Source organism: Streptococcus sp. 27098_8_82 (assembly GCF_041431615.1).
Classification (GTDB): domain Bacteria; phylum Bacillota; class Bacilli; order Lactobacillales; family Streptococcaceae; genus Streptococcus; species Streptococcus sanguinis_K.
The window spans coordinates 305,215-322,107 of record NZ_JAPVYB010000002.1 but is presented as its reverse complement, the minus strand read 5'-3'; the positions used below and the strand labels follow the sequence as shown (position 1 = coordinate 322,107).

The 16,893-nt window shown below is 46.6% G+C and carries 17 protein-coding genes; 16 read left to right on the top strand and 1 reads right to left on the bottom strand.

The features are described 5' to 3' along the window. Position 1: 1 nt before the first annotated feature. The 13 genes from O3627_RS04905 to O3627_RS04845 all read left to right on the top strand — a co-directional run bounded on the left by O3627_RS04905 (position 2) and on the right by O3627_RS04845 (position 12,759). The gene (locus O3627_RS04905; RefSeq protein ID WP_125381979.1) at positions 2-1,105 is read left to right on the top strand and encodes an NADH-dependent flavin oxidoreductase; all 1,104 of its coding nucleotides are present in this window, start codon (positions 2-4) and stop codon (positions 1,103-1,105) included. A 175-nt stretch (positions 1,106-1,280) separates the two neighbouring features. Continuing rightward, a complete protein-coding gene (locus O3627_RS04900) occupies positions 1,281-2,816 on the top strand; it encodes an ABC transporter substrate-binding protein (RefSeq protein ID WP_125381977.1) in 1,536 nt (511 codons plus the stop codon). A gap of 3 nt (positions 2,817-2,819) precedes the next feature. Then, positions 2,820-3,602, top strand: a complete 783-nt coding sequence (locus O3627_RS04895) for an ATP-binding cassette domain-containing protein (RefSeq protein WP_125381975.1) — start codon at positions 2,820-2,822, stop codon at positions 3,600-3,602. Continuing rightward, complete coding sequence (locus O3627_RS04890; RefSeq protein ID WP_125381973.1) at positions 3,599-4,369, top strand: ABC transporter ATP-binding protein; 771 nt, start codon at positions 3,599-3,601, stop codon at positions 4,367-4,369. The genes O3627_RS04895 and O3627_RS04890 overlap by 4 nt, the downstream gene beginning before the upstream one ends. Beyond that, positions 4,359-5,342 carry a M14 family metallopeptidase gene (locus O3627_RS04885; RefSeq protein WP_125381971.1) on the top strand — a complete coding sequence of 328 codons (984 nt, stop codon included), beginning with the start codon at positions 4,359-4,361 and terminating at the stop codon, positions 5,340-5,342. The genes O3627_RS04890 and O3627_RS04885 overlap by 11 nt, the downstream gene beginning before the upstream one ends. Continuing rightward, the gene (locus O3627_RS04880; RefSeq protein WP_125381970.1) at positions 5,335-6,330 is read left to right on the top strand and encodes an ABC transporter permease; all 996 of its coding nucleotides are present in this window, start codon (positions 5,335-5,337) and stop codon (positions 6,328-6,330) included. The genes O3627_RS04885 and O3627_RS04880 overlap by 8 nt, the downstream gene beginning before the upstream one ends. Continuing rightward, positions 6,323-7,132: an ABC transporter permease gene (locus tag O3627_RS04875; RefSeq protein ID WP_023915800.1), complete on the top strand. Its 810-nt coding sequence runs from the start codon at positions 6,323-6,325 to the stop codon at positions 7,130-7,132. The genes O3627_RS04880 and O3627_RS04875 overlap by 8 nt, the downstream gene beginning before the upstream one ends. An 84-nt stretch (positions 7,133-7,216) precedes the next feature. Further along, positions 7,217-8,824, top strand: coding sequence for a nickel ABC transporter substrate-binding protein (gene nikA, locus O3627_RS04870; protein ID WP_125381969.1), 1,608 nt, complete (start codon positions 7,217-7,219; stop codon positions 8,822-8,824). A 90-nt stretch (positions 8,825-8,914) separates the two neighbouring features. Further along, on the top strand, positions 8,915-9,856 hold the full coding sequence (locus O3627_RS04865) for an ABC transporter permease (protein WP_125381967.1): 942 nt from the start codon (positions 8,915-8,917) through the stop codon (positions 9,854-9,856). After that, complete coding sequence (locus tag O3627_RS04860; protein WP_002898231.1) at positions 9,849-10,655, top strand: ABC transporter permease; 807 nt, start codon at positions 9,849-9,851, stop codon at positions 10,653-10,655. The genes O3627_RS04865 and O3627_RS04860 overlap by 8 nt, the downstream gene beginning before the upstream one ends. After that, on the top strand, positions 10,643-11,434 hold the full coding sequence (locus tag O3627_RS04855; protein WP_125381965.1) for an ABC transporter ATP-binding protein: 792 nt from the start codon (positions 10,643-10,645) through the stop codon (positions 11,432-11,434). The genes O3627_RS04860 and O3627_RS04855 overlap by 13 nt, the downstream gene beginning before the upstream one ends. Then, on the top strand, positions 11,421-12,131 hold the full coding sequence (locus tag O3627_RS04850) for an ABC transporter ATP-binding protein (protein ID WP_002898229.1): 711 nt from the start codon (positions 11,421-11,423) through the stop codon (positions 12,129-12,131). The genes O3627_RS04855 and O3627_RS04850 overlap by 14 nt, the downstream gene beginning before the upstream one ends. Positions 12,132-12,183: 52 nt before the next feature. Beyond that, the gene (locus O3627_RS04845) at positions 12,184-12,759 is read left to right on the top strand and encodes a flavin reductase family protein (protein WP_002898228.1); all 576 of its coding nucleotides are present in this window, start codon (positions 12,184-12,186) and stop codon (positions 12,757-12,759) included. A gap of 33 nt (positions 12,760-12,792) precedes the next feature. Here the strand turns inward: O3627_RS04845 and queG are convergent, their stop codons facing one another. Further along, on the bottom strand, positions 12,793-13,935 hold the full coding sequence (queG, locus tag O3627_RS04840) for a tRNA epoxyqueuosine(34) reductase QueG (protein ID WP_371621300.1): 1,143 nt from the start codon (positions 13,933-13,935) through the stop codon (positions 12,793-12,795). Positions 13,936-14,118: 183 nt separating this feature from the next. Between queG and O3627_RS04835 the strand changes: the two genes are divergently transcribed. From O3627_RS04835 to O3627_RS04825, 3 genes are all read left to right on the top strand, one after another. Further along, the gene (locus O3627_RS04835; protein ID WP_343092011.1) at positions 14,119-14,775 is read left to right on the top strand and encodes a lantibiotic ABC transporter permease; all 657 of its coding nucleotides are present in this window, start codon (positions 14,119-14,121) and stop codon (positions 14,773-14,775) included. Between the two features lie 305 nt (positions 14,776-15,080). Further along, entirely contained in the window at positions 15,081-16,397 is a 1,317-nt protein-coding gene (locus tag O3627_RS04830) for a phosphoserine phosphatase (protein WP_032916053.1), read from the top strand. Positions 16,398-16,436: 39 nt separating this feature from the next. Next, the gene (locus O3627_RS04825) at positions 16,437-16,871 is read left to right on the top strand and encodes a EutP/PduV family microcompartment system protein (RefSeq protein WP_080556523.1); all 435 of its coding nucleotides are present in this window, start codon (positions 16,437-16,439) and stop codon (positions 16,869-16,871) included. Positions 16,872-16,893: the final 22 nt, after the last annotated feature.

Genomic DNA, 16,893 nt, shown 5'->3' with positions numbered 1-16,893 from the left:
GATGAATACACAGATTCAGGATAAATTTACTTTTAAAAATGGTCAGACCATGCGCAATCGCGTTGTCTTGGCGCCCATGACCATCTGCGCGAGTGAGCCCGGTGGCTATGTATCTCAGGCAGATATTGACTTTTTTGCCCGCCGGTCTAGGTCGGTTGGTATGGTCATTACTGGCAGTACCTATGTCCATCCTCTGGGAAAGTCCTTTGCGGAGAGCTTCAGCGGCGCCGAGGACGATAAGATTGAGGGGCTTAGCCGTCTGGCCAAGGCCATCAAGGACCAAGGGGCTCTGGCTATTGTCCAGCTCTATCACGGTGGTCGTATGGTTCTGCCTGATTTGATTGACGGTCAGCCAGTAGCACCCAGCGCTGTCAAGGCTCCGCGCGATTATCTGACAGAGCCGAGGGCGCTCAAGAATTCTGAAGTGGAGCAGGTGATAGAGGATTTTCTGTCAGCTATCAGACGGACGATTCAGGCTGGCTTTGATGGAGTCGAGCTTCATGGTGCCAATACCTATCTGATCCAGCAGTTTGTCTCTCCTCATTCAAATGTCCGTCAGGACAAATGGGGCGGCAGTCTTAACAACCGCCTGCGCTTTCCAAAGACCTTGCTGAAAAGAGCCAAGCAACTAGTCAAAGAAGAGGCCGACCGCCCCTTCCTAATTGGCTACCGCTTTTCTCCAGAAGAGATTGAGGAGCCAGGAATCCAGCTTTATGATACCCTGCAGTTGCTGGAACAGCTCATCTATCATCAGGTGGACTATCTGCATATTTCGACCTCTGACGTCTGGCGTTCGTCTATCAGAGATTCTCAGGACTCAGAGCCAGTGATTCAGAAAATTATCAAAAAAATTAATGGTAGAGTACCCCTTATTGGTGTCGGTCAGATAAAGACCAAGCAGGATGCCCAGCGAGTATTGGATGCGGGGATTCCGCTCTTTGCCCTCGGCAAGGCCCTGCTCCTAGACCCAGACTGGGCTGAAAAGGTTGTCTCCGGCCGAGAGGAAGAAGTCATCCGAGCTTATCGCGATGAGCTGCAGGCTGACCTGGCTTTGCCAACTGCCTTTGTCGAAGATGCTAGAAGCTATCTGGAAGGAAAAGATTAAGACAAGCACATCCCCAAAGAGGACAGAGAATGAGCAATCATTTGTTTTTCACTCGTCTGCTCTCTCATCTTCAGGACATAGAACCACCTTAGACAGAGAGCGAAGCGTATTTAGATTTGACTAGGACAGACCGTCTTAAAGTAGTTTACAAAATAGAAAAGGAATTTGAATATTTATGAAACATTTTAAAAAAATAATGGTTTTAGCCTTGGCAGGCCTAGCCCTAGCCTCCTGTGTAAACCCTAGCAAAACCAGCGAACCTGCTGGCGATAGTGGCAGTAAGACTGTAACCATTGGCTACACCCAGTTTCCAGCAAATGTGGACCCAGCAGCGGAATACAATGGCTGGTTCACGGTCCGTTACGGAGTGGGAGAAACCCTCTTTAAGATGGACGACAAACTTGAGGTAAAACCTTGGCTGGCTGAGAAAATCGAAGCAGTCTCAGACCTAGAGTGGAAAATTACCCTCAAGGATAAGGTGACCTTCCAAAATGGTGAAAAAATGACCGGTGAAAAGGTCAAAGCCTCTCTGGAACGCTTGATTAAGACAAGCGAACGGGCAGCATCAGATATGGGTATTGACAGCATTTCTGCGGAAGGTCAAACTGTGACCATCAAGACAAAGGCTGTTCAGCCGATCATGGCGAATCTCTTGGCAGAGCCCTACTCCGCTATTGTTGATACGACTGGCAAGAGCGCATCTGACAAGGCTCCTGTCGGAACTGGACCTTACATGGTGACCAAGTACACTCCTGAGAGCGGAGCAGAGCTCAAGGCTTATGAAGACTACTGGGATGGCAAGCCAAAAGTTGCTAATCTGAAGATTAAATACTTTTCTGATCCGACAGCTATTTCTGCAGCCCTCAAGTCTAAGGAAGTCGATGCCGTCTATGGTCTGCCTTATGCAAATCTAAGCACCTATGCTTCCGATAAGAACTACAAAATTTCTGAAGTAGAAGGTTCCCGCTACCTAGCTTACTATTATAACTTCGAAAATCCTTACGTAGCAGATGACAAGTTCCGTCAGGCTTTAGATACCTTGGTAGACAAGAAGACCTATGCAGAATCCCTCTTTAAAGGCTCAGCTGTGCCAGCTGTTGGACCATTCCCTACTAGCTTTGCCTTTGCCCTGCAAAAGAGCGTCCATGAATTTAACGTAGACAAGGCTAAGAAACTCTTGGATGAAGCTGGCTACAAGGATACTGACGGCGATGGCTACCGTGAAAAAGACGGTCAAAAAGTCAGCATTGAGCTGCTGTCCTTTACTCGTCTGCCTGAAATGCCGCTGGCTGTAGAAGCAAGCCAGCAACAGCTCAAGGAAGTCGGAATCGAAGCGACTATTAAGAAAGTTGAAGTCAGTGCCGTTGCCAGTGAAAAGGACTATGCCTTCACACCTTACGCGGTGGTAGCAGCTCCTATCGGTGATCCATATGCCTTCTTCAACAGTGCCGTTGAGACCAATGGTACAGCCAATATCGGTCACTACAGCAATCCAGAAGCGGATAAGAAAATCGAAGAGTTGGCGACTGAAACTGATCCAGCTAAGCGCAATCAGCTCAGCAAGGAAATCCAAGAAATCATGGACAAGGACTATGGCTTTACCATTATCGGCTTCTTCAAGGTCGCTCTGGTAATGGACAAGTCCGTCTCTGGTTTGGAATCCCATCCAACAGACTACTATCACGTCAGTAACAAACTATCAAAGGAATAAAACATGCTGGAAATGAAAGATCTGCTGGTGCAGTCAGCAGATAAAGTCATTCTCGATCGGATCTCCCTCTCTCTTGCTGAGGGGGAGTCCCTTTCGATTGTGGGCGAGAGTGGCAGTGGCAAGTCTACCCTGCTCAAGATGCTGCTGGGCCTCCCTCTTAGGGGGCTGACAGTAGCAGGGGGCAGTATGGTCTTTGAAGGGCAGAAGATTCATCCCCAGAACCATCGCATTTATCTGCCTTTTGTAGGCCGAGAAGTGGCCTGGATTAGTCAGCATGCCAGTCTCAGCTTCAATAACCGTCGTAAGATCAAAAAGCATTATCAGGACTTGGTGAAAAATCAGGGCCAGCAAGCAGCAAATCTCCGTCCCTTGGAGGAATGTCTAGAGATGGTGGGACTGCTGCCTGAAAAAGTCGTCAATAAGTATCCTTTCGAGCTCAGTGGCGGTATGATGCAGCTGGTCGGTGTAGCGCTAGCTCTAGCCAGCAGGCCCAAACTATTGCTGGCTGATGAGCCGACTAGCGCTCTGGATGTCCTGTCGAAAATGAAGCTGCTTGATCTCTTGAGCAAGCTTCATCAGGAGGAAAAAATGGCCATTCTCTTTGTCACACATGATATCAGCGTAGCTGAGCATCTAGCGCAAAAAGTAGTCGTCATGAAAGAAGGGCAGATTGTCGAAAGTGGTCCAGCCCATCAAGTTCTTCGCCATCCTGAGCAGGTCTATACCCAGAAATTGTTGAAGGCCGTACCCAAGCTGGCAGAGTTTAGAGAAGGGGAGCAGCTATGAATCAAGTATTAGTCGGTCGCCAGTTGACCTACGAGTACAGTCAGATAGGCGAGCGGAGAATCGGTGTATTTGATATTGACATTAGCTTGGAAAAGGGACAGGCTTTAGGGCTGGTCGGAGAGTCAGGCTCTGGTAAGAGTACCATTGCCAAACTCATCTGCCGCTTTTTAAAGCCGGACCAAGGGAAGCTGACTCTACTGGGCAAACCAGTCTATGACTACAAGGATAGGGAATACTATGCTCGGGTCCAGTATATTGCCCAGCAGCCCCAGTCGACTTTTCATCCCAAGCGCAGCATTCAGCAGAGCCTAGAAGAGGTCTGTCGAAACTTCTCTCTCTATCATCAGCAGTCAGATAGGAAGCAAGCTATCTGTGACTTGTTGACCTCGGTCGGTCTGACACCTGAGCTTGCCCAGAGGCTGCCGCATCAGCTGAGCGGAGGAGAATGTCAGCGGGCAGCTATTGCCCGTGCCCTGCTGATTAATCCTGATGTGCTCATCTGCGATGAAATCACCAGTGCCCTGGATGTGACTGTTCAGTATGAAGTCATGCAGCTACTGGCAGATATCAAGAAGCGTTCGCAGACCTCCTTTCTCTTCATCTCTCATGACATCGCACTGGTCAGCAATTTTGCGGAAGATTTGGTCGTCCTCAAGGACGGAATCGTGCAGGAGAAGGGCAGCATGCGAGAGGTCGTCTCTGCTCCCAAGAGTGACTATACCAAGCTCCTACTCAGTCAGTACAGGGAGGATAAAGATGAGGATTAAGCAAGAACTAGACTCTATGGCTCCATGCAGCAGCTATCAAGGAAGTCTGCCTATCACGGATGAGCTGGCTATCCAGTACACCCTGCTCAAAGGACAAGCCACCCAGCCCTTGCTGACCATCAGTGCTGCAGTGCATGGCTGCGAGTATGTCGGGGTCAAGGCGTTGATGGACTTGGCGCATGAGTGGGACTTTAGCTTTGATGGTTCTGTCCTCCTCCTGCATGCAGTCAATGTTAGCGGCTTCTGGGCTCGGGAGACGACACTTGTGCCTGAGGACGGCCTCAATCTGAACAGGATTTTTCAGAATCAAGAGCCGGTTTCCAGCCTCAGCTATCAGATTCGGTCTGTGATTGAGAGCCAAGTCTTTAGCGTCAGTGACTTCCTGATTGACCTGCACAGTGGCAATCGGGAAGAACTGCTGACACCGCATGGATACTACTCTCTGCGGGCGAATCCAGAGGTAGTTGAAAAGTCCTATCAGATGCTGCAGGCTTCTGGGACACCGATTATCTATCAATCTCAGGACCGCGGCAATCTCTACCACGCCGCCTCAGTAGACTATGGTTTGCCCAGTATCCTGCTGGAGCAGGGAGAAAACGGCACCTGTCTCCCAGAGGATGTGCTGGCTATGAAGCAGTCGGTCAAGCAAGTCGCCCGCTATCTTTTTGAAGGGACTATGCCCTATTATAAGCAGGCGCCGCTGATTTTTGACGATAGTTATTATCTGACCTGCCAGAGGTCGGGCTGCTGGATGTGCTTTGTCCGGCCCAATCAAACAGTACAGGCTGGTCAGGTCATCGGTGAAATCTGTGATATTTATGGCAATATTTTAGAAAAGGTGACTGCCAAGGAAGACGGTCTGGTCCTCTACCAGAAAGCGACCTTGGTCGTCCACCAAGGCGAAGTGCTGTTGGCTGTAGTTAGCAAGAAACCTGGAAGCTACCAGACATCTGAAAGGGAGGCGCATGATTAAATTTATTATCAAAACTATTCTGCAATTCGTCCTCATCCTGCTCTGCGTCAGCTTTATCTCCTTTTTACTGGTTTATCTAGCACCAGGAGATCCGGCTGAGAGCATCCTCAACGCTCAGGGCATTCCTTTTACCAAGGAACTGCTGGAAATCAAGCGGGTAGAGATGGGACTGAATGGCAGCTTTATGGAGCAATATCTGGCCTGGCTGGGCAGGATTGTCCATGGTGACTTTGGTGTGACCTATAATTCTGGAGCTTCGGTCTGGGAGCAGCTGGTTTTCTATTTTCCAAATACAGTCTACCTAGCTTTTTATACCCTGCTAGCGACTCTGGGAATTTCCCTGCCGACAGCTCTCTACACATCCTACCATGCTGGAAAGCCGGTTGACCGCTTCTTGATGGCAGGTCTGGCTTTTCTGAATGCCATTCCTAGCTTTGTTATGGGGATTATCCTGATTCTGATCTTTTCTGTTCAGCTGCACTGGCTTCCCATTCAGGCAACGGCCAATGAGCTGGGCTTAGTCTTGCCAGTCATAACACTGGCCATGATCATGTCCACTCGCTATATTCCGCAGCTGCGGACCGCTTTGATAGAAGTGTTGCATTCGCCAGAAGTCGAAGGTGCGCGTGGTCGGGGGATTCGAGAGGGGCATATTCTGCTGCATGACGTGATTTACAATGTCCTGCCCTTTCTTCTCACCTTAGTCAGCCTTTCTCTTGGCTCGCTCTTGGGTGGTGTAGCTATTATTGAGCATCTCTTTTCCTGGCCGGGCATCGGTAAGATGCTCATTGGCGTAGCTGCCAAGCGGGATTATCCCCTCATTCAGGGTGCGGTCCTCTTTATCACAGCTGGGGTCTTGACTGTAAATCTAGTCTTTCAACTGCTTACGGTTTGGCTCAATCCTCGCGTCCGACTGGCTCAGGAAAATTCCAAACTGCTGCCACGCACGAAGAAATTAAAAGCAAGCAAGGAGGGTTCGTATGGATAAGAAAATCAATCGAAAACTCTTGGTCTTGGGCGGTCTCATCGTCCTGGCTCTGATCCTATCCTCCTTGGCCCCTCATCTCTTGGGTGACAGTTTGACCAAGGTCAATCTGGGCCAAGCCCTGCAAGGGCCGAGCAGCAGTGAGTGGTTCGGAACGGACGCTCTAGGCCGGTCTGTCTTTGCACGTGCTGTGAGCGGAGGTGCGGAAACAGTCCTGCCAGCCCTGATGATTCTGATGCTGATTGCGGCGGTGGGCTCCTTTATCGGGGTGACTAGCGCTTTTATCGGCGGGAAATTCGACCAGTTCATCTTGCTGCTTATCACGGCTTTTCAGTCTTTCCCATCTATCATTTTGGTCATTGCCATTGTCAGTATCTTGGGCATCGGTCTCCAGCAAACCCTTATCGCTATCTGCCTAACGGCCTGGACCAAGTATGCCTACCTGATGCGCTCTATGACCCTGCAGCTGAAAAATGAACCCTATATCCAGTCATCGAAAATGTATGGCAATAGTTTTTGGACGACTCTGAAAAACTATTATTTCCCCAGCCTTTTCCCTCAGATTCTGACGACCATGAGCTTTGACATCAGTACCATTATCATGGAAATTGCTGGTCTTAGCTTTGTCGGTCTGGGAGCTCAGGCACCGTCGCCTGAGTGGGGAGCCATGATAAATGACGGCCGGATTTACATTCAGGAAGCCCCTTGGATTGTGGTCTTCCCTTGTATCTTGCTGATTTTGACCATTCTCCTCTTTACCAAGTTCGGAGACGCTCTCAACAGCAAGTACAATCGCATGAGTTAATCATCAAAAAAACATAAACTGCATTCCCTTATCTCTTGGGACTGCAAACAAAAAATATGAATACAAGAAAGTGATTTAATAAAAATGAGAAAAAAACTATTTTTATTAGTTGTCCTCTTGCTACCTTTATTCTTGGTAGCCTGCCAGCAAAACTCAAACTCTTCCAAACAAGCCAATGAGAAAGACAAACTTACCATGGTCTGGGGAGAAGACTTTGGGGATGTCAATCCTCACCGCTACAATCCAGACCAATTTGTCATTCAGGATATGGTCTATGAAGGCCTAGTCCGCTACGGTGACAATGGAAAAATCGAGCCAGCCTTGGCTGAAAGCTGGGATATCAGCGAAGATGGTAAAACCTATACCTTCAAGCTGAGAAAGGCAAAGTTCTCAGACGACTCTGACTTTAATGCTGAGAATGTCAAACGGAATTTTGATACCGTCTTTTCAGAGGAAAATAAGAAAAACCACACTTGGTTTGACTTCACCAACCAGCTGGAAAGCTATCGAGTTGTAGATGAGCATACCTTTGAGATTAAGCTCAAACAAGCCTACAGTGCAACTCTCTATGATTTATCAATGATTCGTCCGATTCGCTTCATAGCTGATGCTGCCTTCCCTGACGGAGACGACACGACCAAGGACAATCTCAAAAAGCCAATCGGAACCGGTCAATGGGTTGTCAAAGACAAGAAGTCAAACGAGTACATCACCTTTACCCGTAACGAAAATTACTGGGGTGAAAAGCCTAAACTGAAAGAAGTAACAGTCAAGATTATTCCAGATCCACAAACCCGTGCTCTTGAGTTTGAGTCTGGCAATGTTGACTTGATCTATGGGAATGGCGTTATCGGTCTGGATAACTTTGCCAAGTATGCCAAGGATGACAAGTACACGACAGACGTATCTCAGCCAATGTCCAGCCGCCTCATGCTCTTGAATGCCAAGCAGGAAATCTTCAAAGACAAGACTGTCCGTCAGGCTATGAACCATGCGGTTGATAAGAAGTCTATCGCGAAAGACATTTTCCGCGGAACAGAAACACCAGCTGATACCATCTTCTCTAAGTCTACCCCACACTCTGATGCCAATCTGACTCCCTATGACTACGACATCAAGCAGGCTGAAAAGATGCTGGATCAAGCAGGCTGGAAGAAAGGTTCTGACGGTATCCGTGAAAAAGATGGCAAGAAATTAAGCCTAAATGTTCCTTATATCTCTTCTAAGGCGACAGACAAGGACTTGGTTGAGTACTTCCAAGGTGAATGGAAGAAAATCGGAATCGACGTTCAGCTTAAAGCTATGGAAGAAGATGACTACTGGGAAAATGCCAAGACAGGAAACTTTGACCTGATGTTGACTTATTCTTGGGGAGCACCGTGGGATCCGCATGCTTGGATGACTGCCTTGACTTCACCAGCAGACCATGGTCACCCAGAAAATGTTTCCCTAGAAGCTCTGCCATCTAAGCCAGAAATTGATAAAATTATCAAGGCGACTCTGGTCGAACCAGACGAGGCAAAAGTCGATGAAGGCTACAAGAAAGTCCTCACCATGCTCCATGATGAAGCTATCTATATCCCTCTGACTTACCAATCCGTTGTTTCCGTTTACCGCAAGGGAGAAATCGATGGCATGCGCTTTGCCCCAGAAGAAAATGCATTCCCACTGCGCTATATTGAGAAAAAATAAAAACTGGCTTTATAACTGCAAATTTTAATACAAAGGGAGTAGTGCTGCTAAGCGAAAAGCTTATCAGCCGCCCCTTTTCTTTTAAAGACTATGAAAAAAGATTTATTTAAAAAAATAGTTTCTTTCCTAGCTGCCCTATTGATGATATCAGTATTGACCTTTCTCTTGGCCAAGCTATCCTCGGCTGATCAAGCAGAAAATTATTTAAGGGTATCTAAGATTCAAGTGACTCCTCAATCCTTGGAAAAAGCCAGAGATTATCTGGGACTCAATCAGCCTTGGCCCCAGCAGTATCTAGGTTGGCTGACTAAGGCCCTTCGTGGGGATTTTGGGACGTCTTATCTATTAAAGGTTCCTGTCCTGCCTTTGGTGCTGGAACGTTTCCAGTCGACCCTTTCTCTGGGCTTGACTTCCTTTGGTCTCATTTTGCTTACGTCTATTCCTTTGGGAATTTTTAGTGCAGTCTACAAGGGTTCTCTCTTTGATAAGGTCACTCGTTTTCTATCCTTTTCCAGCGTTTCCATGCCTAGCTTTTGGTTAGGCTACATGCTGATTGTGATTTTTGCTGTTCAGCTCAGATGGCTGCCCGTTTCGGGCAAGCAGGATTTTAGCAGCTTGATTCTTCCTAGTCTGACCCTCAGTATGTCATTGATTGGCCAGTATACCGCTTTGATCCGCAAGGCTGTGCTGGAGCAGATGAACAGTGTCCATGTCGAAAATGCCCTCCTGCGCGGAGTCAGCAAGTTCTTCCTGGTCAAGAATCATCTCTTGAGAAATTCCCTGCCAGCCATTGCGACAGGCCTGAGCCTGACCTTGGTCTATCTCCTGACAGGTTCCTTGATTGTCGAAGAAGTCTTCTCCTGGAATGGTGTCGGCTCCCTCTTTGTAGATGCGCTCCAGTCTGTGGACCTGCCCATCATCCAGTGCTGTATGCTTTTATTTGGCCTATTATTCTTGGGAAATAACATTCTAACCCAGCAGCTGCCGCTCTGGATAGACCCTAGAGTCAGAAAAAGGAGGAGCAATGTCTAAACGATTTATTTTTTCAAGTGTCATTTTGCTGGTCCTCTTTATCTGCGCTCTCTTTGCTCCCTATCTATCGAGTTTCGACCCCCAGCAAGTAGAGATCTCAAACAAACTAATGGCACCTGACGCTGTTCATCTGCTGGGAACCGATCAGCTGGGCAGAGATGTCTTGTCTCGTCTGCTGCACGGGGCTCGTTATTCCCTCTTTTTATCTTTGACTATCAGTCTGCTGGAAGTGGTCATCGGTGTAACAGTCGGCTTGCTGATCGGATGGTACCAGGGAAAGGCGGAAGCGACCTTCTTATGGTTTGCAAATGTTATTTCCGCCTTTCCTAGCTTCCTGCTATCGCTAGCTACTGTTGGGATATTGGGCCAAGGAATGACCAATATGATTCTAGCCATTGTCATCATAGAGTGGGTCTACTATGCAAGGGTAACGGCCAATCTAGTCAAGAGTGCCAAAGAGGAAGCCTATGTCATTTCTGCCCAGACCATGGGACTCTCTCAGATTCATATCCTCAAAACTCATATCCTGCCCTTTATATACAAGCCTATTTTGATTATTGTGTTGATGAATATCGGGAATATCATTCTCATGATTTCTGGCTTTTCCTTTCTGGGAATCGGTGTCCAGCCCAACATTACCGAGTGGGGTATGATGCTGCATGATGCTAGAAGCCATTTTCAAACGGCAACTTGGATGATGCTGGCGCCCGGACTGGCTATCTTTCTGACTGTGGTCGCCTTTAATCTATTTGCCGAATGCTTTGAAGAGAAAGGCTGGAAACAGATATGGAAAAAATAGCAGTAAAGCAACTGACAGCCCAGATTGAGGGAAAGACCATACTGCAGGACATCAGCTTTGAAGTAGAGGCGGGTCAATCTCTGGTCATCATTGGGGAGAGTGGTTCTGGTAAAACCCTCTTAACCAAGATATTGATTGGCCAACTGCCTTCATCCTTGAGCATGCAAGGAGAAGTTCACTATGACTCCCTGTCTCTAGAGCGCAATTCTCTCAAGGACTGGCAGCAGCTGCGGGGGATCCGAGTAGCCTATATGTCTCAAAATCCGATGGCTATGTTCAATCCCTTTCAGACCATTCAAAGCCATTTTTGGGAAACCCTGCGCAGCCATAGCAAGATTTCAAAAAGCGCTTGTCTGGCTAAGGCAGTAGCTTCTATGAAAGAAGTCAGACTGGGAGAGCCGGAAGAGCTTTTGAAGAAATATCCTTTTGAGCTCAGCGGCGGTATGTTGCAGAGGGTCATGCTGGCTATCTTGCTTTGCCTGGAGCCAGAGACCATCATTTTGGACGAGCCTACTTCGGCGCTGGATATCCATAATCGCGAGCAGATTATTCTCATCTTAAAGGAGCAGTTAGCTAAAGGCAAGACCCTCATCACAGTGACCCATGATTATCATTTGGCGCGGGAGCTGGGAGGCAAGATGCTTGTCATGTATCAGGGGGCTATCATGGAGGAAGGGCCGGTTGCTAAGCTCCTCGAAAGTCCTTCGCAGTCCTATAGCCAAGACCTTATCTTAGGAAATCCATACGAACGGTTGGTGAGACAAGATGCTGGAATGTAGACATGTTTTTAAAAAATTCGATGGTAAAATGGTTGTCAGAGACTGTAACTTCTCCGTCCAGAAGGGTGAAATGATCGGTCTGATGGGCGAGAGCGGCAGTGGTAAGAGCACGCTGGCTAAATTGCTGATTGGTCTAGAAAAGCCCAGTCAAGGACAGGTCTTACTGGATGGCCAGCCCTACTCAGTCAAAAAGTCTGGCGTGAGAATTCTGCTGGTTTTTCAGGACTCGCTCCATTCAGTCAATCCACACTTTACAGTCGAGCAGGTCTTGACAGAGGCTCTGCCAAAAGATGTGGCTAGAGAAGAGATAGAAGCCATTCTAGAAGACGTCGGTCTGGATAAAAGCTATCTGACTCAGCCAGCGCGCCAGCTCAGTGGCGGCCAGCTCCAACGGATTTGTATCGCCCGCGGCTTACTCTTAAAGCCAGATGTTCTTATCTTTGATGAGGCTCTGAGCGGTCTGGATCCCATTGTTCAGGGAAGGTTGTTACGCCTCCTATATGATTTGTGGGAGAAATACCGGCTGACCTATCTTTTCATCTCGCATGATTTCAAGCTGAGCTACGCTCTCTGCCATCGGATTTTGGTCATGGCAGACGGGGAAATCGTTGACGAGATAAAGGACTTTGAGCTTCCTATCCAGGCTCATCACCACGTGACAAAAAAATTGATAGGCGACAAGGGACATTTCAGTTGATGCATGCCCCAGTCAGCTAATCTATTTTAGAATTAAAAATAAAGGAACATATATGAAACGTACTTTTGAAACAAGAAAACTTTACTTCGGCTTTCCAGTCTTCTTTTTAGGCTATAAGGACGATGTGCACGGTTATAATATTTCGACTTCAAGCTCGGTTTATTCCTTGGGCAGTATGATGGTTATTGCCATGCGTACCAAGGGAAATGCCATTACAGAGATTACCAAGCACCAGCAATTCACAGTCAATGTCCCTGAGAAGGATTTAACCAGAGAGTCTGAAATTGCTGGCTTCAACAGCCGCAAGGACAAGTTTGCCCTGACAGGTCTTAGCTACACAATCGGCGAGACTGTGGATGCTCCGCTGGTAGACCAATGCCCTGTATCCATTGAGTGTCAGGTGCTGGATATGGTCGAATGCGGTGCCTTGACCAATGTCATCGCCCGTGTCACTCGGCGCGTGGTAGATGAGGAGTTGATTGATGAGAATGATGCTTTCCGCAGCGACCGCTTTTCCCCTATCAGCTACATGGGAGATGGTGATGGACGGCTTTACCGCTATTTCAGCGACGAGTCAGTCAAGATGGGCTCCATTATCAAAGAAATCCGAAAACAAGAAGAAAAATAAAGAAACCGCTGAGATTTGAAGAATCTCAGCGGTTTAGTTTTCTATCACAAGTTTTTCTTCTAGGCCAAATTTCTCTAGAAAACGACCTTGCTCTTCTTGGATTTGCGGTGTTGGATTTTTGATGTCCATGACCAGTTCTATCATTTCTGGATGGACCTCACGCACCAGCTGACTCAGAGCCCAGATAGCTGTAGCGACATGAATGGGATTTTGCCCCTTGTCGATAATTTCTAGCATTTTAGGAATAGCAGAGCGATCATTTGCATTTGCGAGAGCGATAATGGCATTGCGCTGCAGGATGTTTTTCCCCCGCCAGCTGCCGGCTACATGACCGAATTTCTCCTTAAACTGACCGTTGGAAAGCTCCAAGAAAGGCAGGAGCTCTGGATGAGAAAGGTCGGGGTCAATCTCTGTTGCGAGCGGATTGTCCAAGCCTTTATTATAAGGACAGCAGATTTGGCAGATATCACAGCCATAGATGACAGTCTTAATCTTCTTGCGAAATTCCAGATCCATGACGCCCTTGTCCTGAGTCTGAAAGGATAGACAACGCTTGGCATCCATGCTGCCATCGCCAATCAGGCAGGAAGTAGGACAGGCTGTCACGCAGCGGTTGCAGTCTCCGCAGCCGTAGTTGACAGGCTGATCAGGCTCAATGTCCAGATTGGTGATTAGCTCTCCCAAAAACATATAGGAGCCAAATTCCTTGGAGATGACCAAGCCGTTCTTGCCGATAAAGCCGATTCCTGCTCTTTGGGCTACGGCGGTATCGACCAAGGCGCCCGTGTCCACCATGCCCTTGTATTCAAAATCAGCGGTCAGCTCTTCGATTCCCTTGGCAAGCCGGTCCAGCTTGTCCTGCAGGACATAGTGGTAGTCCAGCCCCCAGCTATTAGGGGTGAATTTCCCTCGCTTGTAGGCCGTTTTCTGAGGTTGCTGCTTGAGCTTGTGGGGGTAGGCGACTGCGATAGAGATAATGGTCTTGGCCGAGGCTAGACTGAGCTTGGGCTTGATCCGCTCCTCGATGTTTTTATGCTCAAATCCAGAATTTCGTCCTTCTTCTACAGCCAAGCGCAGCGACTTCTCCAGATAGTCAAAATCATCCGCTGTCGTAAAGCCAATCTTAGAAATCCCAATGTCTTTTGCTAAGTTAATAATTTCTTCTTTGATGTTCATCCTTACTATTATAGCGGAAAAATGCCAACTTGGCGAATGATTGAGAAAGGGAATTATCCTATAGAACTATACCTATAGTTTTATAAGACTTCCTTAGCCTATATACTGTATGATATAATGAAATGTGGAATTTTTTTATAGAAAATTTCGCAAAGTTTAGGGGAAATTTTATAAAGTTAAACAATGGGAGTTTACAAAATGAAAAAGAGATATTATGAATTTTTGAATGTTCTTGTTACGGATTGTAATCCAATTAGAAACTTAGATTTTTATAAGGCTGGTTTAATTGAGTTATTTTTTATCTCACTGGTATTTATCGTTTCTATTTTCTTACGCGGTGAGATGCATCATCTGAGCATGATAGTCATGAATTTTACTATCATTCACGCGCTTATTTTGTTCCTGGCCTTTTTACTCTTCCAAAAGTTTTTTGATACCAAAGTCTTGCAGCTCATTCCGACCAGCTCTTACCTATTTCTTCATTTTGAATTGCTTTTTTGGGGCTCCATCTTTTTTGGTGAGAACCACTTAGCATTTTTTATGATTTTTATCATACTCAGCTTGTCTTATCAGTTGATTAATTTGCTCTATCAGATAGTTATCGTTTCAAAATTGAGATATTTTGAACAGAAACAAAAGATCAATATTTTGCAGATTCACGCCATCGTCCTGTGCTGCTTGTCAGCTGCAGTAGCAGTCATCACTCGCTTGTTTATGCTGTCAGGACTCTATATGATTATTGCCTTGGTAGGTTTGAGCATCGCATTGACGCCCTTGTATCTATTGGGCTATGCACAAGTTTTCACAGGCTGGAGAAATCAAGTGCCCGAAAAATGGTAGAATTAAAGGGGATTGTCTGTCTAGTCTTGAATACGTTAGGTTTCCTCTAACACATTGATTGAGAAGATTAGAGTATATGCATTTTAATCAGTAAGGTAGAGAAATAATTTTTCTCTGCCTTTATTTTTTTACAAATCTGAAAGCGCTTCATTGACAAAGTCTGCCAGATAGTTTATAATATAATAACAGTATAGAAAATGGCAAGGAAGCCTGATTTGATCGCAATGAAGCGAGTGTTTCAGAATCAAAGGGGTTTTCTATGCCATTTTTTTGCGCACTATTATTTTTTATGGAGGATTGTTTCTATGCGGACAAAAGGAATTGTGCTGCTTTGTAGTTTGGCTTTGCTTCTGGGAGCTTGTCAAGCGGGGAATAATAAGACGACGACTGAGTCATCCTCGGCTAAGACAGAGACAACAGATAAGGACAAGGCTAAGACTTTGGATAAGGGCGTCTGGGAAGACAAGCTTTATGCCCGCCTGACCAAGCTCATCAAGGAGAATGGGAACACCAGCTCTACCTACGATAAAAATAAAAAACCTTATGCCGTCTTTGACTGGGACAATACGACCGTTATTAACGACATTGGCGAAGCAACCTTTACCTATCAAATTGAAAATCTGGCCTTTAAAATGACGCCGGAAGAATTTGACCAAGCAGTACGGACCAATATACCGAGCGACGATTTTGTTGAAGATTTCCATAATAAAGATGGTGAACCAGTGAACATTGACAAGATTGCGGCCGACCTGCTCTCTGACTATACGGCTATTTACAATAGCTATAAGGGAATGCAAGGAGACAAGTCTCTGGAAGAAGTCAAAAAGACTGATGAATACCAAGATTTTGCTGCTAAACTCCGCTATCTTTACGAAGCGATTGGTGACACCTTCAGCTCTGACATCAGCTATCCATGGGTGACCTACCTCTATGCAGGTATGACTTCTGAAGAAGTTCAAGCTCTATCTGAAAAGTCTATTGACCAAGCTCTTCAAGACAAGCTGACTTCTGAAACTTGGGAAAGTCCAGAAAGCTTGAAAGGTGAGTCAGGCCAAATTACTGTGACCTTCAAGCGCGGTGTTCGTTCAGTCAAGGAAATGCAAAATCTCTACAAGACTCTGATGGCTAACGGCATTGATGTCTATATCTGCTCAGCGTCTTATATCGATGTGATTATCCCTTATGCTAGCAATTCTAAGTATGGCTACAATATTCCTAAAGAAAATGTTACTGCTATGCGCCTGAAAAAGGATGATAAGGGTGTGATTCAGCCGGAATACGATACCAACTATGCTCAGACTCAGGGTGAGGGCAAGACAGAGACCATCAAGAAGCTGATTGCTGTCAATCATGACAATCAAGAACCAATCCTGATTGCCGGCGACAGTAATGGTGACTATGCTATGCTCACGGACTTCCCTAAACTGCAAATGGGTATCATCTTCAATCTTTTGAGAGACCCTAGCAAGGGAATCGGTCTTTTGCAAACTAAGGCAATTGAAACTTACGGCCAGGAAGATGCCCTTTACTATCTGCAAGGCCGCGATGAAAATAAAGGTGTACTGCTCAACGGCAGGGAAACTATCAAACTAGATAGTAAGGAAGCCCAGCTAAGCAGATAGCAGGCAGTTCCCTGTCATAGAGAGGAATGGATGCAAGATATGAAAAAAATCATGTTTGTCGGTCCGGTCGGAGTGGGTAAGACAACTCTGACTCAGCGACTGAAAGGCTTGGAGCTAAGCTACTTTAAGACTCAGGCTATTGAGTTCTATGATGCCATCATTGATACGCCCGGAGAATTTCTCCAGCATCGTAAGTATTATAATGCTCTGAACGTGACTGCAACGGAGGCTGATGTGATTGGTCTCTTGGTGGCGGCTTCCAATCAGATGCAGACCTTTCCTCAAGGCTTTTCTTCCCTCTTCAATAAAGAAGTGATTGGCATTGTCACCAAGATTGATATGGCTGATAAGGAAGAGCAGATTGAAAAAGCACGGCGGCAGCTGAAAGCGGCTGGAGCCAAGGAAATTTTTGAAATATCTGCGACGGAAAACGAAGGGATTGATAGTCTTCAGGCTTATCTGGAGTCAGACTAGGGATGAAAAGCCGAATATGGTA

Excerpts from the sequence above, each read along its gene's own strand:
- O3627_RS04905 (WP_125381979.1), top strand. The coding sequence starts at position 2 with ATGAATACACAGATTCAGGATAAATTTACTTTTAAAAATGGTCAGACC.
- O3627_RS04900 (WP_125381977.1), top strand. The coding sequence starts at position 1,281 with ATGAAACATTTTAAAAAAATAATGGTTTTAGCCTTGGCAGGCCTAGCC.
- O3627_RS04895 (WP_125381975.1), top strand. The coding sequence starts at position 2,820 with ATGCTGGAAATGAAAGATCTGCTGGTGCAGTCAGCAGATAAAGTCATT.
- O3627_RS04890 (WP_125381973.1), top strand. The coding sequence starts at position 3,599 with ATGAATCAAGTATTAGTCGGTCGCCAGTTGACCTACGAGTACAGTCAG.
- O3627_RS04885 (WP_125381971.1), top strand. The coding sequence starts at position 4,359 with ATGAGGATTAAGCAAGAACTAGACTCTATGGCTCCATGCAGCAGCTAT.
- O3627_RS04880 (WP_125381970.1), top strand. The coding sequence starts at position 5,335 with ATGATTAAATTTATTATCAAAACTATTCTGCAATTCGTCCTCATCCTG.
- O3627_RS04875 (WP_023915800.1), top strand. The coding sequence starts at position 6,323 with ATGGATAAGAAAATCAATCGAAAACTCTTGGTCTTGGGCGGTCTCATC.
- nikA (WP_125381969.1), top strand. The coding sequence starts at position 7,217 with ATGAGAAAAAAACTATTTTTATTAGTTGTCCTCTTGCTACCTTTATTC.
- O3627_RS04865 (WP_125381967.1), top strand. The coding sequence starts at position 8,915 with ATGAAAAAAGATTTATTTAAAAAAATAGTTTCTTTCCTAGCTGCCCTA.
- O3627_RS04860 (WP_002898231.1), top strand. The coding sequence starts at position 9,849 with ATGTCTAAACGATTTATTTTTTCAAGTGTCATTTTGCTGGTCCTCTTT.
- O3627_RS04855 (WP_125381965.1), top strand. The coding sequence starts at position 10,643 with ATGGAAAAAATAGCAGTAAAGCAACTGACAGCCCAGATTGAGGGAAAG.
- O3627_RS04850 (WP_002898229.1), top strand. The coding sequence starts at position 11,421 with ATGCTGGAATGTAGACATGTTTTTAAAAAATTCGATGGTAAAATGGTT.
- O3627_RS04845 (WP_002898228.1), top strand. The coding sequence starts at position 12,184 with ATGAAACGTACTTTTGAAACAAGAAAACTTTACTTCGGCTTTCCAGTC.
- queG (WP_371621300.1), bottom strand. The coding sequence starts at position 13,935 with ATGAACATCAAAGAAGAAATTATTAACTTAGCAAAAGACATTGGGATT.
- O3627_RS04835 (WP_343092011.1), top strand. The coding sequence starts at position 14,119 with ATGGGAGTTTACAAAATGAAAAAGAGATATTATGAATTTTTGAATGTT.
- O3627_RS04830 (WP_032916053.1), top strand. The coding sequence starts at position 15,081 with ATGCGGACAAAAGGAATTGTGCTGCTTTGTAGTTTGGCTTTGCTTCTG.
- O3627_RS04825 (WP_080556523.1), top strand. The coding sequence starts at position 16,437 with ATGAAAAAAATCATGTTTGTCGGTCCGGTCGGAGTGGGTAAGACAACT.